Origin of the sequence: Ensifer sp. SSB1 (assembly GCF_016652895.1) — a bacterium.
Classification (GTDB): Bacteria; Pseudomonadota; Alphaproteobacteria; order Rhizobiales; family Rhizobiaceae; genus Ensifer.
Genome location: NZ_JAEPRP010000119.1, coordinates 1 through 22,899, shown reverse-complemented (window position 1 = coordinate 22,899; position 22,899 = coordinate 1). Strand labels below are relative to the sequence as shown.

Sequence of the window (22,899 nt, the reverse complement as noted above, 5' to 3'; positions counted from 1 at the left end):
GTTTGAGCCAGGACTTTGCAAGTGGGCCGCAGGGAACGGGCGCAGGGGCTTGTTGTCGCCGGCGGTCCAGCCACTTAGGGTCGAGTGCCCATTGTGGCAGCTCGCAGACGTCTATATCGGCGAGGCGGACACGCTGGGCGATTTGCGGATACCAGAGTGTCCGGCCATCCATGACCGCGACACGACCCTTAAAGACCGGATATGCATCGGCCGGAGCGTCGCCCTGCCGCCGTCGAATTGCATCGGGATTCCCGACGAGGTCAGCCGCAGTAGCTGGCAGAATGATCGCGGTGAGAACCACGGTTGCGGTAAGGTATCGCTTCATGGATCTGCCTTCTTATTGCGCGCATTGACCTCACGGCTCAGGAGAATGGCCGGGTGCCGAACGTCTTCGAACTGCCAAAGGCCAGCGCGCTTGTCGCGGGCAAGCTGCTCGGCCACAGCATAGGGAACGTGATAGGGCAGACCCTCACCGTTGAGGGCCGCGAAGGCGTAGCCGCTCGTGATCAGCACATTCGCCAGATCGAGCCGGCCTTTTCCAACGGTCGCGTAGCAGACCACGTAGGCGATACCGTCCTTTTTAACGATCGGCGCGCAAACAGGCTTGGTGTCTTTGATGTATGCCGCGAGTACGGCAAGGGAGGCCTCGCCGCAATCGCGCTTCTGCCCGTGTTTGTCCGTGTAAGATGTGCCGCGCAGGCAGGATTGAGCGCCATAGAGCCGGTAGCGCTTGCCATCCGACGTCCACGTATCGCCGGTTTCCAAAGTGACGCCAGGCAGCAGATCGAAATATCCATCTGGCGCGGCGGCGACGGATGTCGGGAAAAGGGTCAGCAGGAGAATGAGAACCTCTCTCATCGCCCCTTTACCCTTGGATCGGCCCACATCCCGAAAGAGCCTTTTTGCCCGATCTCCTCAGCTTTGGTGAGATCCGAGCGAGCAGGCGTTCCGTCAGGCTTCTGCGACAGGCGTAGCGCGCCCAGCGATAGCAGTTGCTCCTCGAACATATCGACAGAGTCGAGACTGCCAGGAAAATTGTAATAGCCGTAGCAAGTCGCGTTCTGAAGGTGTGCGCCTTGTTCGCTCACGAACGCGCGGCAAAAGACGACCTTTGGGTTCTGCAGCATGATTTGGAGCTGCTTTTGTGCAAAGTCGTCGCAGCTCCCGGCGAAGTCTTCACTGCGGTTGACCATTTCACCTTTGCAGGGCTCAAGCCCGTAGAGGCGAAGCGTCGTCTTGTCGTCAACGCGGAAGTCCGTGGGCGATACGGCCTTGAACTCGGCCGTGGTCGCGTAACCCTTGCGATCGGAGACTTTGCCACTTCCGTCGTAGTACTCGATCACCAGCACGGTCTTACCCGGCGCTGCCAGTGACTTGATGTAGTTCTTGTCGATGTCCGAGGCAGACAAAGCGGGTGTTGTCATTACACCACCTACGAGTGCGGCAATGATGGTCCGTTTCATTTTCTAGCCCTTATCCAAATTGCTTCTGCAGATCCCCCGGCAAAAGGGGGTTTCAGTGATCTGCAAAAAGTTGTATCGCTGCACCAAATCGATGTCGTGCACGCACCAACTTAAACAGTTTTTGTTTCAATCACAACAGCGCAAGTCAGGCGGAGGACGATGGAAAAAAGGGCTAGAAAAGCAGGCATTTCGGGCAGGTACGCTTTTGTCAGCGCCGCTCTCTTGTCGATAGTTTCGGGTGGGATTGCTCACACAAAAGACGGCAAAAGAAGTCAAAATATCGCAAATAATCAATGGATTACTGAAAAACGCGGCGAGCCCACCCTTGCGACGAATTTCGAGGAGCGTTGGTCCGGATCCGAGAAAGACTTCGTCTTTGGCGCCGACGGCGTTGTGAAAACAGCGACCGAAGCGCAAGAGGACCTCCACAATCTGGGGGTATCGAACCAAATTGCTGCACAAATGAGCCGCGGACCATCTGCAAATGATGGCACCCTTAGGTCTGGAGATTTACAGCATCCGACCGAAAACTTAGAGCAAATTGGTGCATACAAGCCGACTGAGGACGGCCAATCCGAAGCACAAACCTGCGGTCCCTCTCCGCTGGGCACAGACGAAATCAAATCACTGGTTGTCCGGACGGCACGGAAATACAGTGTGGACGAGCGTTTTGCGACGGCGATCATCTGGGCGGAAAGTGCTTTTGACCAGAGTCGCAATTCACCAAAGGGCGCGCGCGGGCCGATGCAGCTCATGCCGGCAACGGCTGCACGCTTTGGCGTCGAGGACATCTGTGATCCTGCTCAGAATATCGAGGGCGGAGTGAAGTACCTGCGGGCGCTCCTCGACGAGTTTCAAAACCCCCTTTTTGTTGCGGCCGCCTACAACAGCGGCGAACAGCGGATTTATGAGCACGGCGGTATCCCGCCGTTCAAGGAAACCGTCGGCTACGTCGCCAAGGTGGTGAACTACCAGCTCGGGCTTCCAATGCCCTCGGCAAAAGGCAAGGCGAGAATGGCCGCTTCGCAAGCGGCCTCAGATGCGGGTGACAGCGGCGATGCCGGTGTCATCGCCGTGAAGAAAACCGGCACGTTTGTCGGTGGGGTAATGCACTTCTAAAGGAGAGACATATGCAGACGGGTCTACAGAGGGACAAATCTCAAGCGCTGAAGCTTGTGGCGATGTTCGGCATGGTAGCCGCGATTCAGGTTGTCAGCGCCGACGTTGCCTTTGCGCAGGCAGGCGGCGGAGGCGCCTTTGCGCCACTTCAAACGGCCGTCCAGATGATCGTTGACTTCATCACCGGCCCGTTCGGCCGCCTGATGGCGATTATTGCTGTCATCGGCCTTGGCTTCCTCGCCTTTGCCGGCCGTCTCTCGTGGTTCACAGCGGGTGCGGTTGTTATCGGTATTGGTCTTGTATTCGGAGCCCCGGCGATCGTCGACCAGATGATTTCGTCCGTCGGCAGCAACTGAGCATGACCGAGTTCTCCGACGAAAAGCCGGCTCTTACTCCGTTGGTGATCGGGTTAACTCGATCTCCAACGCTTTGGGGCGTGCCATACATGGCGGTGGTGCTGATCGTCGGGGTCACCATTATCGGCTGGCTGGCGACGAACCACTTCCTCGCGCTGATCATCGCGCCGGTCGCTTACATCGTTCTGTTCTCCCTCTGCACCTGGGACAACAAAATCCTCGACGTGCTGCAGGTGACGTCTCGCAAGACGCCCCGCACGCCCAACAAGCGTTTTTGGGGCACCAACTCTTACGGACCGTGATCATGCTGAAAGTCGTAAAAGAAGAGCTTGGATTTGGACGAGTCGCTAGCAACGAGCGGCCCATGTCGACCCATATACCCTACGTCAGACAGGTCTCCGACACTGTGATCGGATTGGAAAACGGCTCACTCTTGAGTGTCATCAAACTGGATGGGCTGTTTTTCCAAACTGAGGACCAGGCTGAACTTAACATGCGGTCCGTTGTGCAAAACACGATGATCCGCGCATTGGGGTCGAGCCGCTATTCCCTTTGGTCCACTGTAATCCGCCGCGAAGTCGAAACCGAGATCGGTGGCGCGTTCAACGAGCCATTCTGCGATCTGCTGAATAGGCGTTACGTTGAGCAACTGCGTCACAAGCGCATGTTCACGAACGAGATCTATCTGACCATCGTGCGGTCTGGGATGCGGGGTGCTCTCGGCCTTGGCGACTCGCTAAAGAAGCTCTTCGACAAGGCCAGCAAAGACGCGCGGGTCCAGCAAACCCGTGAAGATGTTTCCGAGCTTGAAGAGCTGATCGGCAACATCGTGCGGGACCTGCATAAGTACGGCGCCCGAGCACTTGGAATTACCTATCGTCGCAGAAATGACGACGAGGCGACCATCGAGGGGCATGAAAAGAAGGAACAGGGCGAACCCTATTCCGAGCCCTGCGAATTCATCAATGCGATCCTGACCTGTGGTGTGCCGCGCAAAATGCGCCTGCCGCGCATGGGCATCCGCAACTATGTCGGCACGTCGCGGCTGCATTTCAGTAAGCGGACAATGCAGGCTCAGGCGGCAGTCGACGAAGATACCCGTTTTGGCGCACTGTTATCGATTAAGGAATACCCGCCCTTTACGGGACCGGGAATGTTGGATGGCCTGCTGCAGGTGAACCATGAGTTCATTCTGACGCAATCTTTCATCATCGCCGACAAGCCGATTGCGCAAGAGCGGATAAGTCGTCTGCAACGGCAAATCAGGGCATCGGATGAAGCCGGCAGCGCGGTCGAGGAGGACATCGACTACGCGCTCAATAGCCTAATGAACCAGGAAGCCGTGTTCGGCTTCCACCATCTTTCGCTGCTGTGCTTGTCCCGCGACCTCGCCGGCGTCAGCCGCACTGTGTCTGAACTCGGTGCGTGCCTGACTGACATGAACATCAATTGGCTTCGCGAGGACCTGAACCTCGAAGCGGGCTTTTGGGCGCAATTACCCGGCAACCACAGCTATCTTGCGCGCAAGGCAATGCTGTCGAGTGCAAATTTCTCCGGCCTCTCGTCGATGCACAATTTCGCAACGGGGCAGGCTGATCGCACCCATTGGGGACTACCGATCACGATCCTCGAAACGACGTCGCAAACGCCATACTGGTTCAACTTCCATCGCCGTGACATCGGCCACTTCCTTGTCACCGGGCCGACCGGCTCCGGTAAGACCGTCGCACTAACGTTTCTGCTCGCGCAGGCGATGCGCGTTTCACCGACACCAAAGTCCGTGTTCTTCGACAAGGACCGTGGTGCGGAGATCTTTGTAAGGGCGATTGGAGGCTCATATGAGGTATTGTCGCCAGGCACGCCGACCGGCTTCAACCCGCTGCAGCTCGAGAATACCGGCCCGAACCGCGAATTCCTGCTTCGGCTGCTGAAGGCAATGCTGCGCTCCGGAGCTCGGAGCGATTTCAAACAGGAAGACGAGGATACTCTCGAACGGGCAATCGTCCGTTTGATGCAGGAGCCTGCCGCGGAGCGAAATCTGCCGAACCTGGCCGGGTTGCTGGTAGGTCGGTCGCGGGCGGATGCCAACGATCTTCATTCGCGCCTTCGGCCTTGGATCGACGGCGAAAAGGCCTGGCTCTTTAACGCCGCGCATGACGTCCTCTCCTTCTCGGGCCGGAGTGTGTTCGGCTTTGACATGACGAACATTCTCGGAAACGAGGACCTGCGCACACCGGCGCTGATGTATTTGTATCATCGGTTGGATGAGCTGCTGGACGGAAACCCCGTCATGTTCTTCATGGACGAAGGTTGGCAGCTCCTCATGGACGAGACCTTTTCGGCGTTCATCGTCGACAAGATGAAGACCATCCGCAAGCTCAACGGCATTGTTGGTTTCGGCACTCAGTCCGCGGCGGATATCGCTAAGGCAAAAGCCTCACACACTTTGATCGAGCAGTCCGCAACCAACATCCACTTCCCGAACCCCCGCGCCGACGAAGAGAGCTACATCAAGCGTTTTGGCCTGACGGTGAAGGAATTCAACTTCATTAAGAATACCCCACCCGAAAAGCGAACCTTTCTCATCAAACACGGCAATGACTCGGTCATTGCTCGGCTCGATCTCTCCACCATGCCCGATCTCGTGAAAGTGCTCTCGGGGCGAAAGGAGACGATTGAGGAATGTGCAGCACTTCGCGAACGGCATGGCGACGAGCCTGAAAACTGGCTGGCTGAATTCTGCGGATGGGAGAAGGCCGAATGAGGAAAAGTCCTGCTTTGTGGGTAATTTCTGCACTGTCGCTTGTCGAAACCGCACCGGCGCTCTCTCAGGTGCCCGTAATCGACGACAAAGTTCTCAAGACCGACACCACGCGCGACCAGACGACGACTGAAATTGAAAAGACCGACAGTGATCGGTACGCGGTCAACAAAGGGGTGACCTGCTCGATTTATCGGCCTGGGCGAGGCGGCGATCCAGCCTCGGCAGCGACCGCCAATCCGGAAATTACCGGACTGGTGAAGCGTGTCGCTCAGGAGGAAGGTGTCGATGAAAAGCTCTTTATGGCGCTTGTTTACCAGGAAAGCCGCTTCAATCCTTGTGCGAAATCGCCCGTCGGTGCGATCGGGCTCTCTCAGCTTATGCCGGGCACGGCAAAAGACCTTGGCGTCGATCCCCACAACATCGAAGACAATCTTCGGGGTGGTGCGCGTTATCTAAAGCAACAACTTCGCCGCTTCAACGGCAACACCAATCTGGCACTGGCCGCCTATAACGCCGGTCCCGGAAACGTCCAGAAGTATGGCGGGATTCCCCCTTTCAAAGAGACGCAAGGATACGTCGCAAACATCACCCAAAAGTGGCTGCCGGCCTTCGGCGGTTCCGATGTTGCCAATATCCCGGCGAACTACGGCGGTGGCTCGACGGCCTTCACCGGCATGCGCGACTCCACGATTAAATCCTTGGCGACCTCTCAGGCGGTCGGCGAGAGCAGCGGAAACGTCGCGTCATGGCTGCAGCAATTGGGCGGATTGTACAGCGGCACGGTCCAGGACAGTTGGGACCACAACTCCGGCGCTCGCAACGCCAACCTCGAAATGATGAACCAGGTCATTCGTCTTGGCACGACGATGGCGGATCTCATGAACTCTCGTAGCGCCGTCGATGTTGGCGGCCTGTCCGGATCGTCGCGCACGAGCGATTTCCGAACTGAAAAAGCCAATGCGAACCGCGAAACGACTGGTCTTTGCGACCCACGGGAAGGGCTTGAATGGAGCCCGACGGAGAAGACTTGCGTCCAGAAGCGTGAACGTGAGGCCAACGTAGAACTGATGTTGAACGCTCAATGAGGAGAACTGCGATGAGACGTTTAATTTTGACGGCCTATTCGCTGGCCTTTGCATCCACAGCTCTCGCCCAAGTACCGGTCATCGACGGCGCCAATCTTAAGATTGCGCAGCAAACGTCGGCGACGACCGACAAGATTCTTGGCACCAACAAGGAAGTCCTGAAAACGGTCCAGGAGACCCTTCAGGCGGTGACCGGTGATCGCGGTAGCGACGCCAACCAGATGCAGAACCTTGCCATTGGCAATGGGTTCAGCGTCTCCCAAATGCCGTCCTTCGACAGCCTTATGTCAGGCGGCGTGCCGAATTTCGGCAGCATGGGCGGTGATGTTGGCAAGGTCGCCACAACCTTCATCAACGGCCTGCAACTCGTGAAAAACCTATCCGGCCAGGCAGGCAGCTCTTTTTCGGGCGACACGTCATACGAGGAAATGGTCAACACCGTTCTCGGTGTCGCCGCCCTCGTCACCGGCTCGCAAAAGGCCGTCCAGACCCGCCGAACATCTTTCGAGCAAGCGGGTGCAAATATAGGTCAAGCCAAAGATATCAAGGGTTCGATCGACCAGAATACTCAGCTTCAAGTGCAAGCCGGCCTGACGGTCAACGAATTGATCGGCGTGATGAACGGCGCCGTGTCCTCCCTCCAGGCCGATAACCAGCGTCGCCTGACGGACATCTCCAACTCAAAGAAGGCACTCACCTATAGTGACCAGTAAGATCATCCTGACGACACAGGTTCTGCTTCCCGTCGTGATCGCAGCCGGCCTCGCCGGTTGCGGCACGGCCGCGAAAGAGAAGACCGCGCCCTGCAAGAGGCCTGCCAATCTGACCTCTTACGCGCCGGATCCTCGTCAGGAATGCGGCCCTATGACGAGTGTAAATGGCGAGGCGGCAGCGGCCCTCGCCGCAATCGACGCGATGGCGACTGAATGAGGAAGGGTTCCCAGCGATGAACGATTTCCTTGGCGCGCTGCTGGATAGAATCGAACAGACTGGCGCGAATTTCTCAGCAAGAGCATACGGGATCGTCGGCGACGAAATCGTGCCGCTGCTGACCATCATGTTCATCGCATATGTGGGCTACTACGGGCTGCAACTCTTCATGGGGACTGCGCGCGTCAGCGTTAGCGAGATCATCGGACGTGTGACCCGTATGTTGATCATCCTCGCGCTCGTCAGGGAGTGGGATTACTTCAACACGCTGTTCTACTCCTGGCTGAACGACACGCCGGAAGACGTCGGCCGGGCGATCCTAACCGCCACAGGGACCGGCATCACGGAGCCGACAAACGGCCTATCGATGATCTGGAGGACCGCCAACGAGGCCGCTTCCGCGTTTGCGGAACAGTCGGGATATTTTTCGGTGCTGCCCTCGATGGTTGGCATTCTGATCATGTTCGCCGTGGCGGTTTTCATCGCCGTGGCATTGGCGATCCTACTGCTCGCAAAAGTGATGATGTGGGTCCTGATCGGGACAGCGCCGATTTTCATCGGCTGCATGCTGTTCGACCAGACAAGGGGCTTGGGCGTCGCCTGGTTCCAACAGGTGCTGATGTACGCGTTGATTCCGCTCTTCGTTTATGTCGTGGCCGCGTTCCTGATCGCAGCAATGGACCCGGAACTGACTAAGGTCAGCAGCGCTGCAAGCGAAAGGCGCCTTCAGCTCAGCGACATCTCTGCGTTCCTATTGCTCTGCGCCGCTGGCGCGTTCGTCCTCTTCAACATTCAGGTTCTCGCCCAGGGCATCACCGGCGGCGTAGCAGCCGGCCTCGGCAACGTTGCTCGGGCGGTCGGCCGGTTTGCCGGAATCTCGGCACCAGGAGCAGCCTTCAAAGAAGGGCGGAGGGTGGCGGGAGCAGTTGGCAATGCAGGCATGCAAGCTAGGGCGCGGACCCACGAAGGCATGAAAGCCAACATTAGAAACGCCAGTGCTGAGGCGATGCAGAACCGCATCAGCAACAACAGCATGCCTCGCTGAGAGGCGAACGTAAGGGCTAGAACGAATGGCGGATACAAACGAAACAGCTCTTCGGAGCTATTTTCAGGATGGCGATCGCTGGGAACAGGAGATCGTGAAGAAAGCCAAGCGATCGCGCACGCTCGCCTGGATGGTCACGACGATTTTCGCAGCGATAACCTTGCTGTCATTGACAGCTTTGGTGATGCTCGTCCCGCTGAAGAGCTTTGAACCCTACATCGTCGAGGTCGACAAAAACACGGGCTATATGGAGGTCAAGACCGGTCTCACGCGTCCGGCGAACCTCACCGACCAACAGGCCGTAACTCAGGCCTATGTCGTTCGCTACATTCGATCGCGTGAAGGCTACGACCCCTTCGCCATCGAGCAGGACTTCGGCATTGCCGCCCTGCTGTCGACTGGCGATGCAGCCCGCGAGCTGCAGGAGCTCTACAGCGCAGCAAATCCCAACAATCCGGCAAAGGTCCTGGGCAAGAACAGACATGTGACTGTTGATATCAAGTCCGTCACCTTCTCGAATGCGAGCACGGCCTTGGTCCGGTTTTCGACCACCGAAAAATCGGACACGGACTCCATCGTCCGGCATTACATTTCCGTCGTCCGCCATCGCTATACGGACACGCCGGCGACCAATGAATGGCGCTTCGAGAACCCCTTGGGCTTCCAGGTCTATAACTATCGCCGCGACCAGGAGACGGTGACGCAAGGGGGCGCTGAGTGATGAAACGCTTCCTGCTTTCGGCCGCGAGCGCGGCCGCGATGATGACTCACGCCTATGCGGCGCAAGCGCCCCGTCCCGGCTCTCTCGATTCACGCGTGACCAGCGTCGTCTACCAGTCCAACAACGTCGTGAAGGTTTCGGCGACCTACGGCATTTCCACCATGATCATCTTTGACGAGGACGAAAAGTTCGAGACGATCTCGCTTGGCGACACCGACAGTTGGCAGGTTGCCCCGTCTGAGAAAGGCAACATCCTGTTCGTGAAGCCGATCGCGAAGAATGTCGCCACCAACATGAACGTTGTGACCAGCAAGAGGATCTACTTTCTCGAGCTCAACGACCATGCTCCAACCGACGGCAAGCAGGTGTTCGGGATCCGTTTCGTGTACCCCGAGAAGGACCTGAACGCATCGCTGCGCAAGGAGGCCGAGTACCGGGCTGCAAACCCGAACATGTCGAACATCGACAAGGCGAACGTCAACATCGACTATTCGTTTTCCGGCGACCCGGCGCTGAAGCCGGCAATGATCTTTGATGACGGCAAGAAGACCTTCTTCAAGTTCAGCAGCCGGGTTCCGGCGATCTTTGCGGTCCAGACCGACTTTTCCGAGACACTGCGAAATTTCAGGAAAGAGGGCGAATACATCGTTGTCGATGGTGTTGCGACGCAATACACGCTGCGCGACGGCAACCAGTGGACATGCATCTTCAACCTTCGCAAGCCCGACTTCGGCGCTCCGGACCCTGACATTCTCGGTCCGGCCCACGACACAAAGGCGGCGAAACGTAGGAGGAGCGGCAACGAATGAAGATGAGCCCCGAACTTGAAGCCATGACGGCGGCCGACGAGACGGCCGTCAGCAACCGCCGTGTCGGTCGCAATCAATCCCTTGGCATGGCCGCCCTCATTGTGGGCGGAGCTGTCGCCGCCTATTTCGTCCTTGCCGCTGCCAATGAAAAGCCGCGTGACGTCGCTGATAGCGACGAGGAGTTTCAAACCACGACCTTCCGGCCACCGTCATTCGTGCGGGACGAAGAAAAGCCGCAGCCGCAGCCCGAGCAAGAAGTAATCAAGCTCCCTGAACCTCCTGAGGCGGTCGAAGAAGCGCCCGTCGATACGACCGAGTTTAAAGTTCCTGCTCCCCCTGAGGTCGTTGAACAAACCCCAAAGATAGCCCCTGTCGAGGACTTTCCCGACCGCTTTAAGTCCGGCCTGATCTCGCTTGATCAGAAAGGGAACGGGACAGGCAGCGGAAGTCTGTCAGATGAAGGAGATACCGGACTGTCCGTTGCCGGCGAGGATCGCAACAGCAAGTACCTGGCTGCGGCCTCGAGCCTTGCCGACCGAACCGCGAAGGCTCGGCAGATCGAGCGGATCGACGCGATGATACCGGAAGGAACTTTGATCCCCGGAATTCTCGAAACCGCTATCAACAGTGACCTTCCCGGTCAGATTCGTGCGATCACATCGCAGGACGTTTATTCATTCGACGGCCGGCGCGTGTTGATCCCGACCGGGACGCGTCTCATCGGCGAATACCAGTCCGAAGTGACACGCGGGCAGAAACGCATTTTTGTCATATGGACCCGGCTTCTTCGTGACGACGGCGTCTCGGTGCGGCTCAACTCGATCGGTGCGGACAGCTTGGGTCGCTCTGGTTTGACCGGCCATGTCGACAACAAATGGCGTGAGCGGTTTGGCTCGGCGATCATGCTTTCGGTCGTCGGTGCTGGCGCCAGCTTCCTGACGGGGTATGGGAGCGACCAGGCGTTCGGTGACGACGATAGCGACGCACAGCGCGGCGAAGAGCTGGCCCGCGAAACGATCGCCGAGACCTTCTCCGACATGGCCAACCAGGTCTTGGGCGAAAACCTCCGCATTCCTCCAACCATCAGCGTCAGCCAAGGCGAACGCGTCTTTGTCTATGTGCGTCAGGACCTCGATTTCGGCGCCATGTACGATGATCCGGTCACCGAAGCGATGAAGGAGATTCAACGTGAACGTCGCGGCAGGTAACGCCAGTACCATCAGGCGCGATCCGCATTACTTCCTCAATCGCGCCCTCGAACCAATCAGGCATTTTCTTGACGACCCACAGGTGGTGGAGATCGCGGTCAACAAGCCGGGTCACGTCTACGTGGAACGGTTCGGCGCCGATCATATGGAGCATCATCGGATCGAAACGCTGACGATCGATGAAATCCAAAACATTGGTGAGCGCGTTGCTGCGGCAACCAACCAGTTTATCAGCCGTGCCAAGCCGATCCTCAGCGCCGCGCTCCCCACTGGTGAGCGTATTCAGATTGTCCTGCCGCCGGCGGCCCCCGAAGGCGGCTCGATCTCGATCCGCAAGCAGGTGGTCAACGACTTCACGCTCGAGGAGTATCGCGATAACGGCTCACTCGAAAAGGTATCGGTGGCCGTGGGGGGCCTCAGCGACATTGACCGGGAGCTGATCGGACATCTGCGCGCAAACCGGATCTATGAATTCATCTATACCGCCATCACCAAGCGAGTTTCCATCCTGATCAGTGGCGGTACTTCCTCCGGTAAGACGACATTCCTCAACGCTTGCCTGAGGAGCGTGAACTCAAATGAACGCATCATCACGCTCGAAGACACGCGAGAGCTATTCCCGCCGCAAGCAAACGCGGTTCACATGATTGCATCGAAGGGCGACCAGGGCACAGCGGATGTGACCATTCAGAACCTGCTCGAGTCGTCGCTGCGCATGCGCCCGGACCGCCTGTTCGTCGGCGAAATTCGTGGTTCCGAGGCCTTCGCCTTTCTCCGTGCAATCAACACCGGCCATCCGGGCAGCATGTCCACGGTCCATGCGGATACGCCTATGGGCGCCTATGAGCAGCTCGCCATGATGATGCAGCAGGCCGGCATGTCGGCCGGTTTCTCCAAGCAGGATCTCATGTCGTATATCCAGATGGTGATCCCGATCGTCATCCAGCTCCGCCGGGAGGGCGGCAAGCGCGGCGTTTCTGAGATCTTTTATGCCCGGGATGAAACATGACCAAGGGGCTCCAGGCCTTCTATCTTCTCTTTTGCGTCGGGATAGCGTTCGTTGTCTGGATGCTTGGGTACGGCCTGGGTCTTCAGCTCTTCTACAAAGACGGCCGGATTCTCGAAACGACCACCACGAGCAATCCTATTGCACCAATCCAACAATTCTGTCTCTATCGGACGAGCCCTTCCCTGCAGAAGGTCGCGCTTGGCTCGATCGCGCCGGCGGTTTTGGTTGCCGGCCTCGTCGCTTACATCGGTCTCAAGCCAATCACCAACCCCCTTGGAGACGCTGCTTTTCAGGACATGGCCTCGCTTCGCCGAGGGAAATGGTTCCGCAAACAGGGCCATATCTTCGGCCGCATCGGGCGCAGCATTCTTCGCACCAAGGACGACCGGCATCACCTGATCATCGGCCCGACGCGCTCCGGCAAGGGCGCCGGATATGTGATCCCGAATGCGCTCATGCATGAAGGTTCGATGATCGTAACCGATCTCAAGGGCGAGGTGTTCAAGGCAACCGCGGGCTATCGGCGTCAGAATGGAAGCCAGGTCTTCCTGTTCGCACCGGGCTCGGAAACTACCAACCGTTACAACCCGCTCGATTTCGTGCGCTCCGAGCGCGGAAATCGGACGACCGACATACAAAACATCGCCAGCATCCTGGTGCCCGAAAATACACAGTCGGAAAACTCAGTCTGGCAAGCGACCGCACAGCAAGTCCTTGCTGGCGTCATCAGCTACATCACGGAAAGCCTGTTCTATAAGGACCGGCGAAATCTCGGCGAGGTCAACTCCTTCTTCAACAGCGGCGCCGATCTGCAGGCGCTCATGAAGTACATTAAGGAAAAAGAGCCCTACCTGTCGAAGTTCACCATCGAGAGCTTCAATTCCTACATCGCTCTGTCCGAGCGGGCGGCAGCCTCAGCCCTGTTGGACATTCAGAAAGCGATGCGGCCGTTCAAAAATGAGCGGATCGTCGCCGCCACCAATGTCACGGACATGGATTTGCGCGCAATGAAGCGCCGGCCCATCTCGATCTACCTTGCGCCAAACATCACCGACATCACTCTGCTGCGTCCGCTCCTGACGTTGTTCGTTCAGCAAGTGATGGATATCCTCACACTTGAGCATAATCCCAACTCCCTCCCCGTGTACTTCCTGCTCGACGAATTTCGGCAGTTGAAGCGGATGGACGAGATCATGACGAAGCTGCCCTATGTGGCCGGCTATAACATCAAGCTCGCCTTCATCATCCAGGACCTGAAGAACCTTGACGAGATCTACGGCGAAACCTCGAGGCATTCCTTGCTCGGCAATTGCGGCTATCAGCTCGTCCTCGGCGCCAATGATCAGGCCACCGCCGAGTATGCGTCCCGGGCGCTCGGGAAGCGCACGATCCGCTACCAGTCGGAATCTCGAACAATCGAGTTATTGGGTCTGCCCCGTCGCACGAAGGTAGAGCAGATTCGGGAGCGCGATCTAATGATGCCGCAGGAAGTCCGGCAAATGCCGGAGAATAAGATGATCCTGCTCATTGAGGGACAACGGCCGATATTCGGAGAAAAGCTTCGTTTCTTCCAAACGCAGCCTTTCAAATCGGCAGAGGCGTTCTCTCAAGCACACATTCCGCACGTGCCGGAGGTCGAATATCTGGCGCCGCAGCCCGTGCCGGCGACGACTTCGGACTATGCCAATGGCGGAGCCCCCTCCGCAATGGCCCCTTCTCCGCCTGTGAAGGAAGAAAAGCAGACCGCGACCGCCGATCACCCGGCCGACAACCAAGATCGTCCAGCGGATGCCAACAAGGATCCACCCGCCAAGCGAGCCGTCAACAAAAAGGCGCTGAGGCCGAAGGCAAAAGCGGAGGCAGCTGTGACCGACGCGGAAGCGCCGGCTCACCTGGTCGCCATGGAAGCCCGGATCAAGGCGATTGAAGAGCGATTGAAGACGCGGGCCAACCAGCTCAAGGCAACTGTCGCAACAAAAGTCGAAAAGCTTGGTGCCAGGTCACCTACGACGCGCCGGAATTTCATCGATATTTTCAACGCGACTGTGCCTGATCCCGTCGAAGTCGATGCGCCGGCCGAATAGCTTAGGGGCTCGCTTCTGCCTTACGCGTCCACCTGAATGCGGGCGTCCACTTGACCAATTCAAGTAGCATCACCTAAAGTACGAGTCGTGCATGTGAGCTAAAAGCGGCGCCTGGCACCATAATATAAGCCGCCCAGAAGAACCCAGCGTCAGCAATGCTGATTAGGCTGATGAAATCCCCGAAACAATCGTGAAGGAGGGCGTGCCATGCGCGACCTGGATTCGTTTTGGCGGATGTCTGACGCTGGTTTGACAGACAGACAGCCGTCGATCGTTGAGTTCTTTAACTCGTTGGAGGAGATCGAAGTCGTCCGCGATGCCGACGCGATGTTCAGGAGCGTACGCTCATGAAGTATCGGTACGCGCAATCCGCAAGCGGCGGGACCGTTGACATTCTGGACCTATCCAGAGATCTGCCCTTAAAGAAAGAGCAGTTCACCTGCTTGAGTTGTAGGCGCGGTTTGGTTCCAGTACTCGGCCTGCGTCGCGAGAAGCACTTTCGCCATCGCTTTGAGGGCGAAGCGCCATGTTCTCGCGAGACCTATCTCCACGCTCTCGCCAAGAAACATGTACTCGAGGGGTTCCAGGCTGCAGTCCAGTCTCAGAGGTCATATCCTCTAACTCTGGCCGTAGGGCGCCATTGCACTCGCTGGCGAAATGAGTTGGGGCTCATCTGCGAGCAACCGATGGGGCGTCGCGACATCGATCTCACTCGTTACTTCGATGTTGCTCAGGAAGAAGTGGCAGTGGATGGGTTCGTAGCAGACGTCCTGCTCACATCGTCGAGCAACAAAAAGTTGCTTATCGAAGTCGCAGTTACGCACCAGTGCGAGCCGGCCAAAATAAGCAGCGGACTACCAATCATCGAAGTTTCTGTCACTGATGAGGATCAGTGCGCGAACTTCGCGAAGGGCATTGATGCGCGAGCTGACAATGTCGACACCTACAATTTTAAGCTTCAGAAGCCGGTGGAAGTCGCCTGCCTAGCTCACTGCAGCTCCGATTTATCTGGCTTCTTCGTGTACAAGAGCGGCAAGTCGCGCATCTTGACCGCAACGCCAGAGAAAGTCGCAAAAGAGCGAAATCGCCAATCGACTATCTACAGCCGCGTCTTACCGCAAACTATCGTCGAACATTTGGTCGCCACCGGCGGCTATGAGAGCGAGGCGCGAAGGGCGTTTAAAGAAGGCGTTCCCGTGAAGTGTTGCTTCTTGTGCCGATATGCCGGGTTGGACGTAACGGAAAAGCCCGTGTTCTGCAAAATTCGGAAAACTGAAGTCGGGGTCAACGAAGCTGCGAGTTGTTCGGCTTATCGGCCTCAGTGCTGAAACTCTTTCGAGGGAGTAGAGCCGACAGGTAGGCCGGGTCAAGGGACGTCGCCATGACCTCTGGCGCGCGATCACGCCACTCTCGCGATCACGCCACTCTGCAGTCAGTTCCGAGCGATGAGATTGGCGCCCTTGGCGCCGATCTCGAAAAATGTAGCGAGCTTAGAAGGGCCAAAAGCCGGCGAGATAAGCCGCCGTATCGTTCAGCCAAGCCGTCGTATCCTGATACCAGGCCATGATCAATTCGTAGGCCACCTGGACGAACCCTAGAAACATCACAAACACGATAATCGCACCGAAGAACTTACCGAACCCCTCGTCACCTTTGGGATCGTTGCTCTGGACGACGTATGGTTGGCGGTTGTCGTTCAACATATCCGTTTAACGGTCCCGATCGTCGCGGTCGCGTTCCTTCTGTTCAGTCTGTTCCCGCTCAAGCTCCTCGAGACGAGGGATGTGTTGCTGGGCGGGATCTGTACGTGTTGTCTCTCCACTACGCTGCGCGGCTTCCCGATCCTTATTTAGGCGATCCTGGAGGCGATTTGTAGCCTCGACAGCAGCAGCGAGGTCGTGGGCTTCTCGGGCGTCATTGTCGAGCGACGACCGATCTTCCTCCTCGCCGTGCAAACCGCGCTCTTGCTCGACGGTAACATCCGGGGTCGCAGGTGGCGCTCCCGTCGATCTACCGATGTTGGTCTCCGCCTGACCGATCGCTCGCTGCAGATCGGCATCATGCTCAGCCACTTCGCGAACGTAGCTGTTACCTTCGACAGCCAATTGAGCAGCTTTCTCAATCGCCTGATCAAAACTAGCCTGCATTACGTCCTTGCGGTCGGCCGAAAATTCGCCTGACTCGATCCGATCGAGACCGTCGCGGTAGTGGTCAATGTCGACCATGGCATCGTTGCCGGCGTCGACCACAGCTTGACCGTGTTTCGCGACCGCCGCATCCCATTCGGCATTGGTTGGATCACGCGGGTCACGACGCGGTTCTTCGACGCCCTGCTCCGCCAACGCCTCTTTGCGTTGCTCGTAGAGTTCTACCAACTCACGCTTCTGGTTGACGAAATCACGGGCCAGGCCCGCGACTTCATCAAATTCAGCCCGATCCTCTGGCGCGACAGAGCGTTCGAGCTTGAACAAGGCCGTCTCCACCTTTTTCTCGTAAACCTCAAATTCTGCTCGTGACGTTTCGCGCAATTCCTGACCCTCCAAAACCATTTCCTCCAATGTAATCAAATTGGTGCGGAAATTCGATCCAAAATCAGCATGAATTACGGTGGTGCTGGTTTCTGTCTGCGTCGCAGAAAGCCAAGATTGTAAGTATTCTCCATGCCTTGCGGCATAGGCAACGGCTTGCCGATCCCCACTCACCAAAGCGATCTTCTGCCACGAGTTCTGCACCTTTATGATGTATCGCCGACTCCTGTCGCTTTTAGGGATCGTCCGTCGGCCGCTGCGCTTTGCGTCATATCGCGCCTGCGCCGCCTCGCTCGTCCCGACATGCTCCGTACGGCCTTCCCGGTTCACCGGTTGAACCTGAGTGCGCGTAAATGCCGGTGGGCTGGCAAACTCACGTCGATCGGTCATTTCCATCTCGATGCCATGGTCGCGCGCCTTCTCGGCCATGACGGCTCGCCACTCCCGAAACACAGCCGGCGTCGTTTCGATGCGATCACCGGAATCTGATTTCATAGCGACGATCGCATGAGCATGAACATGCGGACGCTTGCCCCCCTCTCCTTTCTCCTTCGGGTCGCTCTCAGGATCGTGCATGGAAAAGACATATCGATGTCCGGCAAACTGGTGCGCTAGGAACTCGCGCACCGCCCCCTCGAATGCCACGACGTCCGTTCCGGCCCGCGCCGACATGATGACATGCATCACGTCTCGGCTTTTCCGGCTGTGCAGCTCGCCGCGCCATTCCTTCTGTGCCAAGCCACTCGCCGCCTTCTCGTCAGCGACTTGCCGACCGCGATCGTCGCGGAGGTCCTGATACCGTTCGACCAAGTCGCGCAGACGGCTGGCGCCGAACTCGACGCCATTGCCATAACCTTGAAACGAGAATTTGGCCCCTGCATCACTGGCGGCCGCGCTGGTGTCGTATCGGCTCTGGATGATTGCTGCCGCCTTGGCGTCGCCCGTCAGCCGCTCCCCCTGCCCGCTCCTGAGCACTACGAGCCCTTGAACCGTCAGAGAGCCGTCGCCGTTCTTTTCCACGGCATAGGCATAGCGGCGATCGCCAAAGCCGCTCGTCAACGAGGTTCGCACCAGCTCGTGCATTGCCTCGTCGGATTCGAAGGCCGAAGTCGCGATTTCGATCGTAAAACTCCCGATGTCTCGACTTTCGGCCCGGTTCTGAAAAAGGTGATCCCAATCGCCCCGGACACGGGCGAGATCTTCGCGTCCGTCCAGGATGCGGCCACTCTCGTCCTCGACCTTAAGCTCCCCGCCGCGAGACACGTAGTTCAACATGGCACCGACGCGAGCGCCGCCGCCATAGGACGCCATTTTCACCACGGCGGGTTGGCTGCCCTTCGCGACTGCCGCCAGCCTGACCCCCATCGGTCGGCCAGCTACGCTCGCCGCCGCTGTTTGTGATCTAGGCGCACTCCGCCCCTTCCCTGTACCCCCTCGACCACCAGAAGTGCCGGAGCCTCCGCCGCCACCAGCCGAGCCAAGTTGGCTCAACTGATTCAGGCGCTTCCGCATCTCTTCCTCGGCCGAAGCACGACGCCCACCAGACGACATTTCCTGCAACAGTGCTGCGCGCCGCTGCTCCCACTCACTGGTGAATGCGCCGAAGAAGAATTCCAAACGCTACTTCTCCCCTCGGCGCTGATAACCAGCTCGCCGGGTCAGGGCACGGAGCTCGCTCATGACGGCGGCTTGAACCCGCTGCACGTTCTCAAGGTTGATGTCCAATTCGCTCGGATGGACGCCCCGACCGCTATTGAGCGCTCTCGCGACCTGGTTCAGGTTGATACCGATCATCCGCATGTCCTCAAGTAGCGCCGCCATAACCAGGCGATCATCGCCGGTCAGGATTGGCCGAACGCCCGCCCCTTCCAAATTCAGGGAACGGAAAAAGCTGGAGACTGTCATGCCGGCGCCGGCGGCGGCCGTCTCGATCGCCGCATGCTCGTCATCCGTGACGCGCACGTGCAGAGTGCGATCCTTCTTCGGCGGCTCAAGAAGAGCGTTGAATTTCCCCTCATCCATTTGGCCGTTGGCCCCCTACTGGCGCTTGCGACAAATGATCGAGGGCTCGTCCCTCGATTGCAGGAAATGGCGTAGCACATTTTTCCGTATCCTGCCACTCTCACCATATAAAAATTCAACGTAACAACTTCGAGCCGCACTCGCCTCGCTCGCCCGTTTAATTCCTTAGGGCCGGGACTTCGCCCGGCCTCTAAACGTGGAAACGCTCACCAGGGTTCACCTCCGAAATCCGCTTCTGAAGGCCTTCGTCTGCCCCTCGTACTCAGCCGCAAGGGACGCTCCGCTCTTCGCCCTTGCCGCTTCCGTGCGAGCGTCAAAGCCGGCCTTACGCGGCTCCGAGGTTCACTGATCTGACGGCGCCTGCAGGAGCAGCCGCAGGGGCTTCGTGTGAAAATTCCACACGGGTTAGCAGCACGGAGATTCCACACGATCTGGTCACATGTACACACCGACACATCATGGGGATGATTATTCACATGGTGCAGACTTGGTTTAATAGCAGAGATCGTTTACACCGTATGGTAGTAGCGTGTTGCGATATCGTGTGAGCGATTGCTCACATCATCTGTGCGTTCTCGGCCCTGAACAGCCGCGGCCGAGACACGTATCGGTTGGCAAGAGGAGTTGCCGCATATGCCTCTATGCATTTCAGCCGTGAGCGGCAAAGGCGGAGCCGGAAAGACGACAGCGGCAATCCTGATCGCAGGGGAATACGCCCTTCAGGGAAAGCGCGTCCTTCTCGTCGATGCCGACGGTCGGCAAAACCTGCAGGAATGGTGGAAACGCAGCGAGGCAAAAGACAACCTTCCTGAAAACATTGAGCTGGTCACCGCAGCGCGCCAAACCGCTGTCGAACAGCTTCTGGAAATTGACGCGAACAGGTTCGATGTCGTCCTGATAGACTCTCCCGGCCAGGACACCGTTCTGAGAGATGCGATCATCGCCGGATCACATATCGTGCTCACGCCAATCCAGCCGAACCAGGACGAGATCAAAGCCGCGGGACAGGCCGCGGCTGACACGGCGGATATCTCAGACAAAGTAGGACGACTGATCCCCCACGCCAATTTAGTCACCAGGATAACGTTGCCGGCCAGAGCACTTGAAGCGTATCGACTGATCAGACCTTTTGTGGAGAACCTTCGGGAAGGTGGCTACGACTCCTATCTGCTCGAGACCGAACTCATGGAGCGCAATTGCTATCGTGAGATCCGAAATGGCTACGGTACTCTGCAAATGCTGGACCTCACGGATCCGGTGAAAAAAGCGAGAGCCGAAGTGATGAGCCTGGTTCAGAACATCGAAGACCTTCTCTCCGGACAGAATGAGGTAGCGGCCAATGGCTAAGGGTCAAACAACGGTTTCAGACTTTGCGGTCGCACCGCGTCGCAGCCGTACAGTGGACCCAGCTGCGAAACGGGATGATGCTCACCTGAGCCCGGAGCGGGCGTCAGAGGAAGCTGGCGCTGAAAACCGGCCTCACGCACCTGCATCCCTTCTTGAGGCTGAGCAAAGACCAAGCCGCTTGATAGCGCCGACAGAGGAAGCCCGGCGCGAGCGATCGGTGAGCAAAGCCCTACAACGAGAAGATTCGAGAGTTCGGCTGCGTGACCTGAAGAGGGCGCACGATCGCGAATCCAAACATTACGTCAACTGCCCATTGAACTATGAGACGAAGAAACGGCTGGAAAGAGCGTCTTTCGAGAACGACGTGAAGATGACCAAGATCATGCAGGCGGCAATCGATCAATACCTCAAAGATAACGGCTATTGATAGAAGATCGCTATTCTCTTCGGCGACCATCTCGAGGCGCCTCGTCTCGGCCACTCGACGACATGAATGAAAGCCTCACCGAGAGCATATTGCCTCAAGAGGATCCTTCTGACGCCATGCCCGAGACGTTACGTGGCCAACCGACGTTGAAGCGAGGTCGCAGCTGTTCGTATGGCGAAATCGGACATCATTGAGCATCGCATTGGCTCTGAGTTGAACGTCAGACGCTGCCTTCGAATTTCCGACGAAGAACTCGCTTGCGAGCTGGCGGCGCGACTCGCCATGATTAGCGCGAGAGAGAAATTGCAGCTGTTTTCAATGCAAATCCCGAAGGTTGGAGATGGTAGCCGCTAAGAATCGCTAATTGCGTTTTTCTCCTGTTTGCTCTCTCTTAGATGCAAATAGGCTCGAAGCTCCGGGCAATGTTGAAGCATTTCGGTTCACCGCCTGAAGGAAACTCACCATCGAAAATACCCCCCAAAAAGATAGTGGACTCCGAAGCGTTCATCTGAGATGGAGCAAGGCAAATCGATGCAATTTGGTGCATAGTGGCTGCCGAGGGCGGCTTGCATAAGAGGGTATGATCGGTGAGTGATTTAAGCAGCTATATGAGCGCGCGGGATTTAGTGGAAACAAACGATCCAGAACTGGAGAGGCCCGTCTATCGCAAGACTGGCTTCGACGGTATTCAAACATCGCACGAGATGGACGAGCGCATATCCGCTTTTCTCAAGAAAACGCGTGAGGACAAGGGGCTTTCCCGCGCCGAGCTGGCGCAGCTGCTTGGACTTTCCGTGTCCGTTTATGGAAGGTACGAGCGTTCCGAGTCACGCATGACGGTTCCTCGCCTTATTCATCTCTGTGAATTGATGGGCTTCATGCCGATCGACATGATTTTCGAAACCGCTCCCCACCTGTGGGGCAAGACACCGGAAGAGGCAGAGGATCGCCGGACGCTAACCAGGCTCATTGAACACTTACCGCATGATACCATGCGCGATCTGATCGGGCTCCTGAAGCGCATGACGCCGGCGGAACCGTCGGCGGACACTGTGGCTACGAGCAGGGGGTGAAGGCCGCTAAGCATCCTGGTTGCTTCCTGCTCTTGGATAATAGCCATCACGGCATCAGCTAAGACCTCGAACGCGGGTACAATGGGGCCCGACCTCTAGAATCGGCGGGCGGCGATATTCCTTTCAAATTTACTCGACTTTTTGTTGCAATCGCCACGATCGAAACTGCCGGCATGGTTGCGCCTTCGTTCTGGTCCCCGCCTACTTTTGTTCCCTCTAATTTTAGGGGTTTCTCATTATCCACAACCGAGAGCGGACCGAAGTTCACCCGTTTGCGTGATTGCAGTGAGCCAAGAGGGTGAATAGGCTTCGCACGACTGCAGAGCCACTACAGTGAACGAGGATGATGATGGCGATCGGTACTGTTAAGTTTTTCAATCAAGACAAGGGTTACGGCTTCATCTCACCTGAGAACGGTGGAACGGACGTGTTTGTCCATGTGTCCGCGGTTGAAGGCGGCAGTCCGCTTCGAGACGGCCAAAAGGTCAGCTACGACATTGGCCAGGACCGTAAGACAGGAAAATCGCGAGCCGAAAACGTCAGATCAGCCTGAGTTGCCAACTGTACAACAGTGACAACGTCGAACGTCGCGAGCTGTGGTTCAACGAAGGACTCGCTGGCCTTCGAAGCGAAGGTCAGCGAACCACCATTCAGTTTGTTTCGAACCGTTCAAGCATTTTTTGGAGCAGGATGTTTTCCTGCCGAAGCCGTTGCGCGAGCAGCCCTTTCAGCTGACGGTTCTTTTCCTCGAGTGCGGCAAGGTCGTCAATTGCTTGGGGAGTAGCGATATCCGTCCGGCTGCCAATGGGACGACCACGGAGCGCCGAGCCCTGGCGCTTCAGCTTTGTTTTTTTCGGGATAGCCTTCGGGCGATCCACTTCCAAGGGCGGGATCAGAGAAGGACCGGAA

Annotated in this window: 24 protein-coding genes and 2 pseudogenes; 19 read left to right on the top strand and 7 right to left on the bottom strand. The window is 57.5% G+C overall.

The genetic code is table 11. The annotated features are described in order from the left end of the window. From I8N66_RS25235 to I8N66_RS25225, 3 genes and pseudogenes are all read right to left on the bottom strand, one after another. A pseudogene (locus I8N66_RS25235) lies at positions 1-325 on the bottom strand (thermonuclease family protein); the annotation flags it as partial. Then, on the bottom strand, positions 322-858 hold the full coding sequence (locus I8N66_RS25230; protein ID WP_291159556.1) for a thermonuclease family protein: 537 nt from the start codon (positions 856-858) through the stop codon (positions 322-324). The pseudogene I8N66_RS25235 and the gene I8N66_RS25230, both read right to left, overlap by 4 nt. Continuing rightward, on the bottom strand, positions 855-1,463 hold the full coding sequence (locus I8N66_RS25225; protein WP_291159553.1) for a hypothetical protein: 609 nt from the start codon (positions 1,461-1,463) through the stop codon (positions 855-857). Before I8N66_RS25225 ends, I8N66_RS25230 begins: the two co-directional genes overlap by 4 nt. A 159-nt stretch (positions 1,464-1,622) precedes the next feature. Here I8N66_RS25225 and I8N66_RS25220 point away from each other — a divergent pair, with 159 nt between their 5' ends. The 15 genes from I8N66_RS25220 to I8N66_RS25150 all read left to right on the top strand — a co-directional run bounded on the left by I8N66_RS25220 (position 1,623) and on the right by I8N66_RS25150 (position 15,921). Further along, a complete protein-coding gene (locus I8N66_RS25220) occupies positions 1,623-2,582 on the top strand; it encodes a lytic transglycosylase domain-containing protein (RefSeq protein ID WP_291159550.1) in 960 nt (319 codons plus the stop codon). An 11-nt stretch (positions 2,583-2,593) separates the two neighbouring features. Further along, positions 2,594-2,938: a TrbC/VirB2 family protein gene (locus I8N66_RS25215; RefSeq protein WP_291159547.1), complete on the top strand. Its 345-nt coding sequence runs from the start codon at positions 2,594-2,596 to the stop codon at positions 2,936-2,938. A 2-nt stretch (positions 2,939-2,940) separates the two neighbouring features. Beyond that, positions 2,941-3,240: a VirB3 family type IV secretion system protein gene (locus tag I8N66_RS25210; RefSeq protein ID WP_291159544.1), complete on the top strand. Its 300-nt coding sequence runs from the start codon at positions 2,941-2,943 to the stop codon at positions 3,238-3,240. 2 nt (positions 3,241-3,242) lie between these two features. Further along, complete coding sequence (locus I8N66_RS25205; protein ID WP_291159541.1) at positions 3,243-5,702, top strand: VirB4 family type IV secretion/conjugal transfer ATPase; 2,460 nt, start codon at positions 3,243-3,245, stop codon at positions 5,700-5,702. Beyond that, on the top strand, positions 5,699-6,787 hold the full coding sequence (locus tag I8N66_RS25200) for a lytic transglycosylase domain-containing protein (RefSeq protein WP_291159537.1): 1,089 nt from the start codon (positions 5,699-5,701) through the stop codon (positions 6,785-6,787). The genes I8N66_RS25205 and I8N66_RS25200 overlap by 4 nt, the downstream gene beginning before the upstream one ends. Before the next feature lie 11 nt (positions 6,788-6,798). Then, positions 6,799-7,500, top strand: coding sequence for a type IV secretion system protein (locus I8N66_RS25195; RefSeq protein WP_291159535.1), 702 nt, complete (start codon positions 6,799-6,801; stop codon positions 7,498-7,500). After that, positions 7,490-7,717 (top strand): hypothetical protein, encoded by a 228-nt coding sequence (locus tag I8N66_RS25190; protein WP_291159533.1) that lies wholly within the window; start codon positions 7,490-7,492, stop codon positions 7,715-7,717. The genes I8N66_RS25195 and I8N66_RS25190 overlap by 11 nt, the downstream gene beginning before the upstream one ends. A 16-nt stretch (positions 7,718-7,733) precedes the next feature. Continuing rightward, positions 7,734-8,762 (top strand): type IV secretion system protein, encoded by a 1,029-nt coding sequence (locus tag I8N66_RS25185; RefSeq protein ID WP_291159530.1) that lies wholly within the window; start codon positions 7,734-7,736, stop codon positions 8,760-8,762. Positions 8,763-8,787: 25 nt separating this feature from the next. Continuing rightward, on the top strand, positions 8,788-9,483 hold the full coding sequence (locus I8N66_RS25180; protein WP_291159527.1) for a type IV secretion system protein: 696 nt from the start codon (positions 8,788-8,790) through the stop codon (positions 9,481-9,483). Beyond that, complete coding sequence (gene virB9, locus I8N66_RS25175) at positions 9,480-10,292, top strand: P-type conjugative transfer protein VirB9 (RefSeq protein ID WP_291159525.1); 813 nt, start codon at positions 9,480-9,482, stop codon at positions 10,290-10,292. Before I8N66_RS25180 ends, virB9 begins: the two co-directional genes overlap by 4 nt. Further along, positions 10,289-11,500: a type IV secretion system protein VirB10 gene (gene virB10 / locus I8N66_RS25170; RefSeq protein WP_291159522.1), complete on the top strand. Its 1,212-nt coding sequence runs from the start codon at positions 10,289-10,291 to the stop codon at positions 11,498-11,500. Before virB9 ends, virB10 begins: the two co-directional genes overlap by 4 nt. Continuing rightward, a complete protein-coding gene (gene virB11 / locus I8N66_RS25165; protein ID WP_291159520.1) occupies positions 11,481-12,509 on the top strand; it encodes a P-type DNA transfer ATPase VirB11 in 1,029 nt (342 codons plus the stop codon). Before virB10 ends, virB11 begins: the two co-directional genes overlap by 20 nt. Beyond that, complete coding sequence (locus I8N66_RS25160) at positions 12,506-14,593, top strand: type IV secretory system conjugative DNA transfer family protein (RefSeq protein ID WP_291159517.1); 2,088 nt, start codon at positions 12,506-12,508, stop codon at positions 14,591-14,593. Before virB11 ends, I8N66_RS25160 begins: the two co-directional genes overlap by 4 nt. A 207-nt stretch (positions 14,594-14,800) precedes the next feature. Beyond that, entirely contained in the window at positions 14,801-14,944 is a 144-nt protein-coding gene (locus I8N66_RS25155; RefSeq protein WP_291159514.1) for a hypothetical protein, read from the top strand. Further along, positions 14,941-15,921, top strand: coding sequence for a hypothetical protein (locus I8N66_RS25150; protein ID WP_291159511.1), 981 nt, complete (start codon positions 14,941-14,943; stop codon positions 15,919-15,921). Before I8N66_RS25155 ends, I8N66_RS25150 begins: the two co-directional genes overlap by 4 nt. Before the next feature lie 162 nt (positions 15,922-16,083). On the opposite strand, the gene I8N66_RS25145 is transcribed toward I8N66_RS25150, so the two are convergent. Genes I8N66_RS25145 through mobC form a run of 3 tightly spaced genes read right to left on the bottom strand, consistent with a single transcriptional unit; the run spans position 16,084 to position 19,143 of the window. Further along, positions 16,084-16,296 (bottom strand): hypothetical protein, encoded by a 213-nt coding sequence (locus tag I8N66_RS25145; protein WP_291159508.1) that lies wholly within the window; start codon positions 16,294-16,296, stop codon positions 16,084-16,086. Between the two features lie 6 nt (positions 16,297-16,302). Next, entirely contained in the window at positions 16,303-18,738 is a 2,436-nt protein-coding gene (locus tag I8N66_RS25140; protein ID WP_291159506.1) for a conjugal transfer protein TraA, read from the bottom strand. Between the two features lie 3 nt (positions 18,739-18,741). After that, positions 18,742-19,143 (bottom strand): plasmid mobilization relaxosome protein MobC, encoded by a 402-nt coding sequence (mobC, locus tag I8N66_RS25135; RefSeq protein WP_291159503.1) that lies wholly within the window; start codon positions 19,141-19,143, stop codon positions 18,742-18,744. A 633-nt stretch (positions 19,144-19,776) separates the two neighbouring features. On the opposite strand from mobC, the gene I8N66_RS25130 reads away from it, so the two are divergent. From I8N66_RS25130 to I8N66_RS25115, 4 genes are all read left to right on the top strand, one after another. Continuing rightward, positions 19,777-20,490, top strand: coding sequence for a ParA family protein (locus I8N66_RS25130; protein ID WP_291159500.1), 714 nt, complete (start codon positions 19,777-19,779; stop codon positions 20,488-20,490). After that, positions 20,483-20,917 (top strand): hypothetical protein, encoded by a 435-nt coding sequence (locus tag I8N66_RS25125; RefSeq protein WP_291159497.1) that lies wholly within the window; start codon positions 20,483-20,485, stop codon positions 20,915-20,917. The genes I8N66_RS25130 and I8N66_RS25125 overlap by 8 nt, the downstream gene beginning before the upstream one ends. Positions 20,918-21,525: 608 nt before the next feature. Then, on the top strand, positions 21,526-21,990 hold the full coding sequence (locus I8N66_RS25120; RefSeq protein ID WP_291159558.1) for a helix-turn-helix domain-containing protein: 465 nt from the start codon (positions 21,526-21,528) through the stop codon (positions 21,988-21,990). Between the two features lie 349 nt (positions 21,991-22,339). Next, positions 22,340-22,543: a cold-shock protein gene (locus tag I8N66_RS25115; RefSeq protein WP_065377544.1), complete on the top strand. Its 204-nt coding sequence runs from the start codon at positions 22,340-22,342 to the stop codon at positions 22,541-22,543. Between the two features lie 97 nt (positions 22,544-22,640). On the opposite strand, the pseudogene I8N66_RS25110 reads toward I8N66_RS25115, so the two are convergent. Next, a pseudogene (locus tag I8N66_RS25110) lies at positions 22,641-22,899 on the bottom strand (hypothetical protein); the annotation flags it as partial.

Coding starts and splice junctions, on each gene's coding strand:
- I8N66_RS25160 (WP_291159517.1), top strand. CDS start 12,506: ATGACCAAGGGGCTCCAGGCCTTCTATCTTCTCTTTTGCGTCGGGATA.
- I8N66_RS25205 (WP_291159541.1), top strand. CDS start 3,243: ATGCTGAAAGTCGTAAAAGAAGAGCTTGGATTTGGACGAGTCGCTAGC.
- I8N66_RS25225 (WP_291159553.1), bottom strand. CDS start 1,463: ATGAAACGGACCATCATTGCCGCACTCGTAGGTGGTGTAATGACAACA.
- I8N66_RS25220 (WP_291159550.1), top strand. CDS start 1,623: ATGGAAAAAAGGGCTAGAAAAGCAGGCATTTCGGGCAGGTACGCTTTT.
- I8N66_RS25200 (WP_291159537.1), top strand. CDS start 5,699: ATGAGGAAAAGTCCTGCTTTGTGGGTAATTTCTGCACTGTCGCTTGTC.
- I8N66_RS25230 (WP_291159556.1), bottom strand. CDS start 858: ATGAGAGAGGTTCTCATTCTCCTGCTGACCCTTTTCCCGACATCCGTC.
- virB10 (WP_291159522.1), top strand. CDS start 10,289: ATGAAGATGAGCCCCGAACTTGAAGCCATGACGGCGGCCGACGAGACG.
- I8N66_RS25185 (WP_291159530.1), top strand. CDS start 7,734: ATGAACGATTTCCTTGGCGCGCTGCTGGATAGAATCGAACAGACTGGC.
- I8N66_RS25155 (WP_291159514.1), top strand. CDS start 14,801: ATGCGCGACCTGGATTCGTTTTGGCGGATGTCTGACGCTGGTTTGACA.
- mobC (WP_291159503.1), bottom strand. CDS start 19,143: ATGGATGAGGGGAAATTCAACGCTCTTCTTGAGCCGCCGAAGAAGGAT.
- I8N66_RS25115 (WP_065377544.1), top strand. CDS start 22,340: ATGGCGATCGGTACTGTTAAGTTTTTCAATCAAGACAAGGGTTACGGC.
- I8N66_RS25130 (WP_291159500.1), top strand. CDS start 19,777: ATGCCTCTATGCATTTCAGCCGTGAGCGGCAAAGGCGGAGCCGGAAAG.
- I8N66_RS25210 (WP_291159544.1), top strand. CDS start 2,941: ATGACCGAGTTCTCCGACGAAAAGCCGGCTCTTACTCCGTTGGTGATC.
- I8N66_RS25180 (WP_291159527.1), top strand. CDS start 8,788: ATGGCGGATACAAACGAAACAGCTCTTCGGAGCTATTTTCAGGATGGC.
- I8N66_RS25150 (WP_291159511.1), top strand. CDS start 14,941: ATGAAGTATCGGTACGCGCAATCCGCAAGCGGCGGGACCGTTGACATT.
- I8N66_RS25125 (WP_291159497.1), top strand. CDS start 20,483: ATGGCTAAGGGTCAAACAACGGTTTCAGACTTTGCGGTCGCACCGCGT.
- I8N66_RS25120 (WP_291159558.1), top strand. CDS start 21,526: ATGAGCGCGCGGGATTTAGTGGAAACAAACGATCCAGAACTGGAGAGG.
- I8N66_RS25215 (WP_291159547.1), top strand. CDS start 2,594: ATGCAGACGGGTCTACAGAGGGACAAATCTCAAGCGCTGAAGCTTGTG.
- I8N66_RS25145 (WP_291159508.1), bottom strand. CDS start 16,296: ATGTTGAACGACAACCGCCAACCATACGTCGTCCAGAGCAACGATCCC.
- I8N66_RS25195 (WP_291159535.1), top strand. CDS start 6,799: ATGAGACGTTTAATTTTGACGGCCTATTCGCTGGCCTTTGCATCCACA.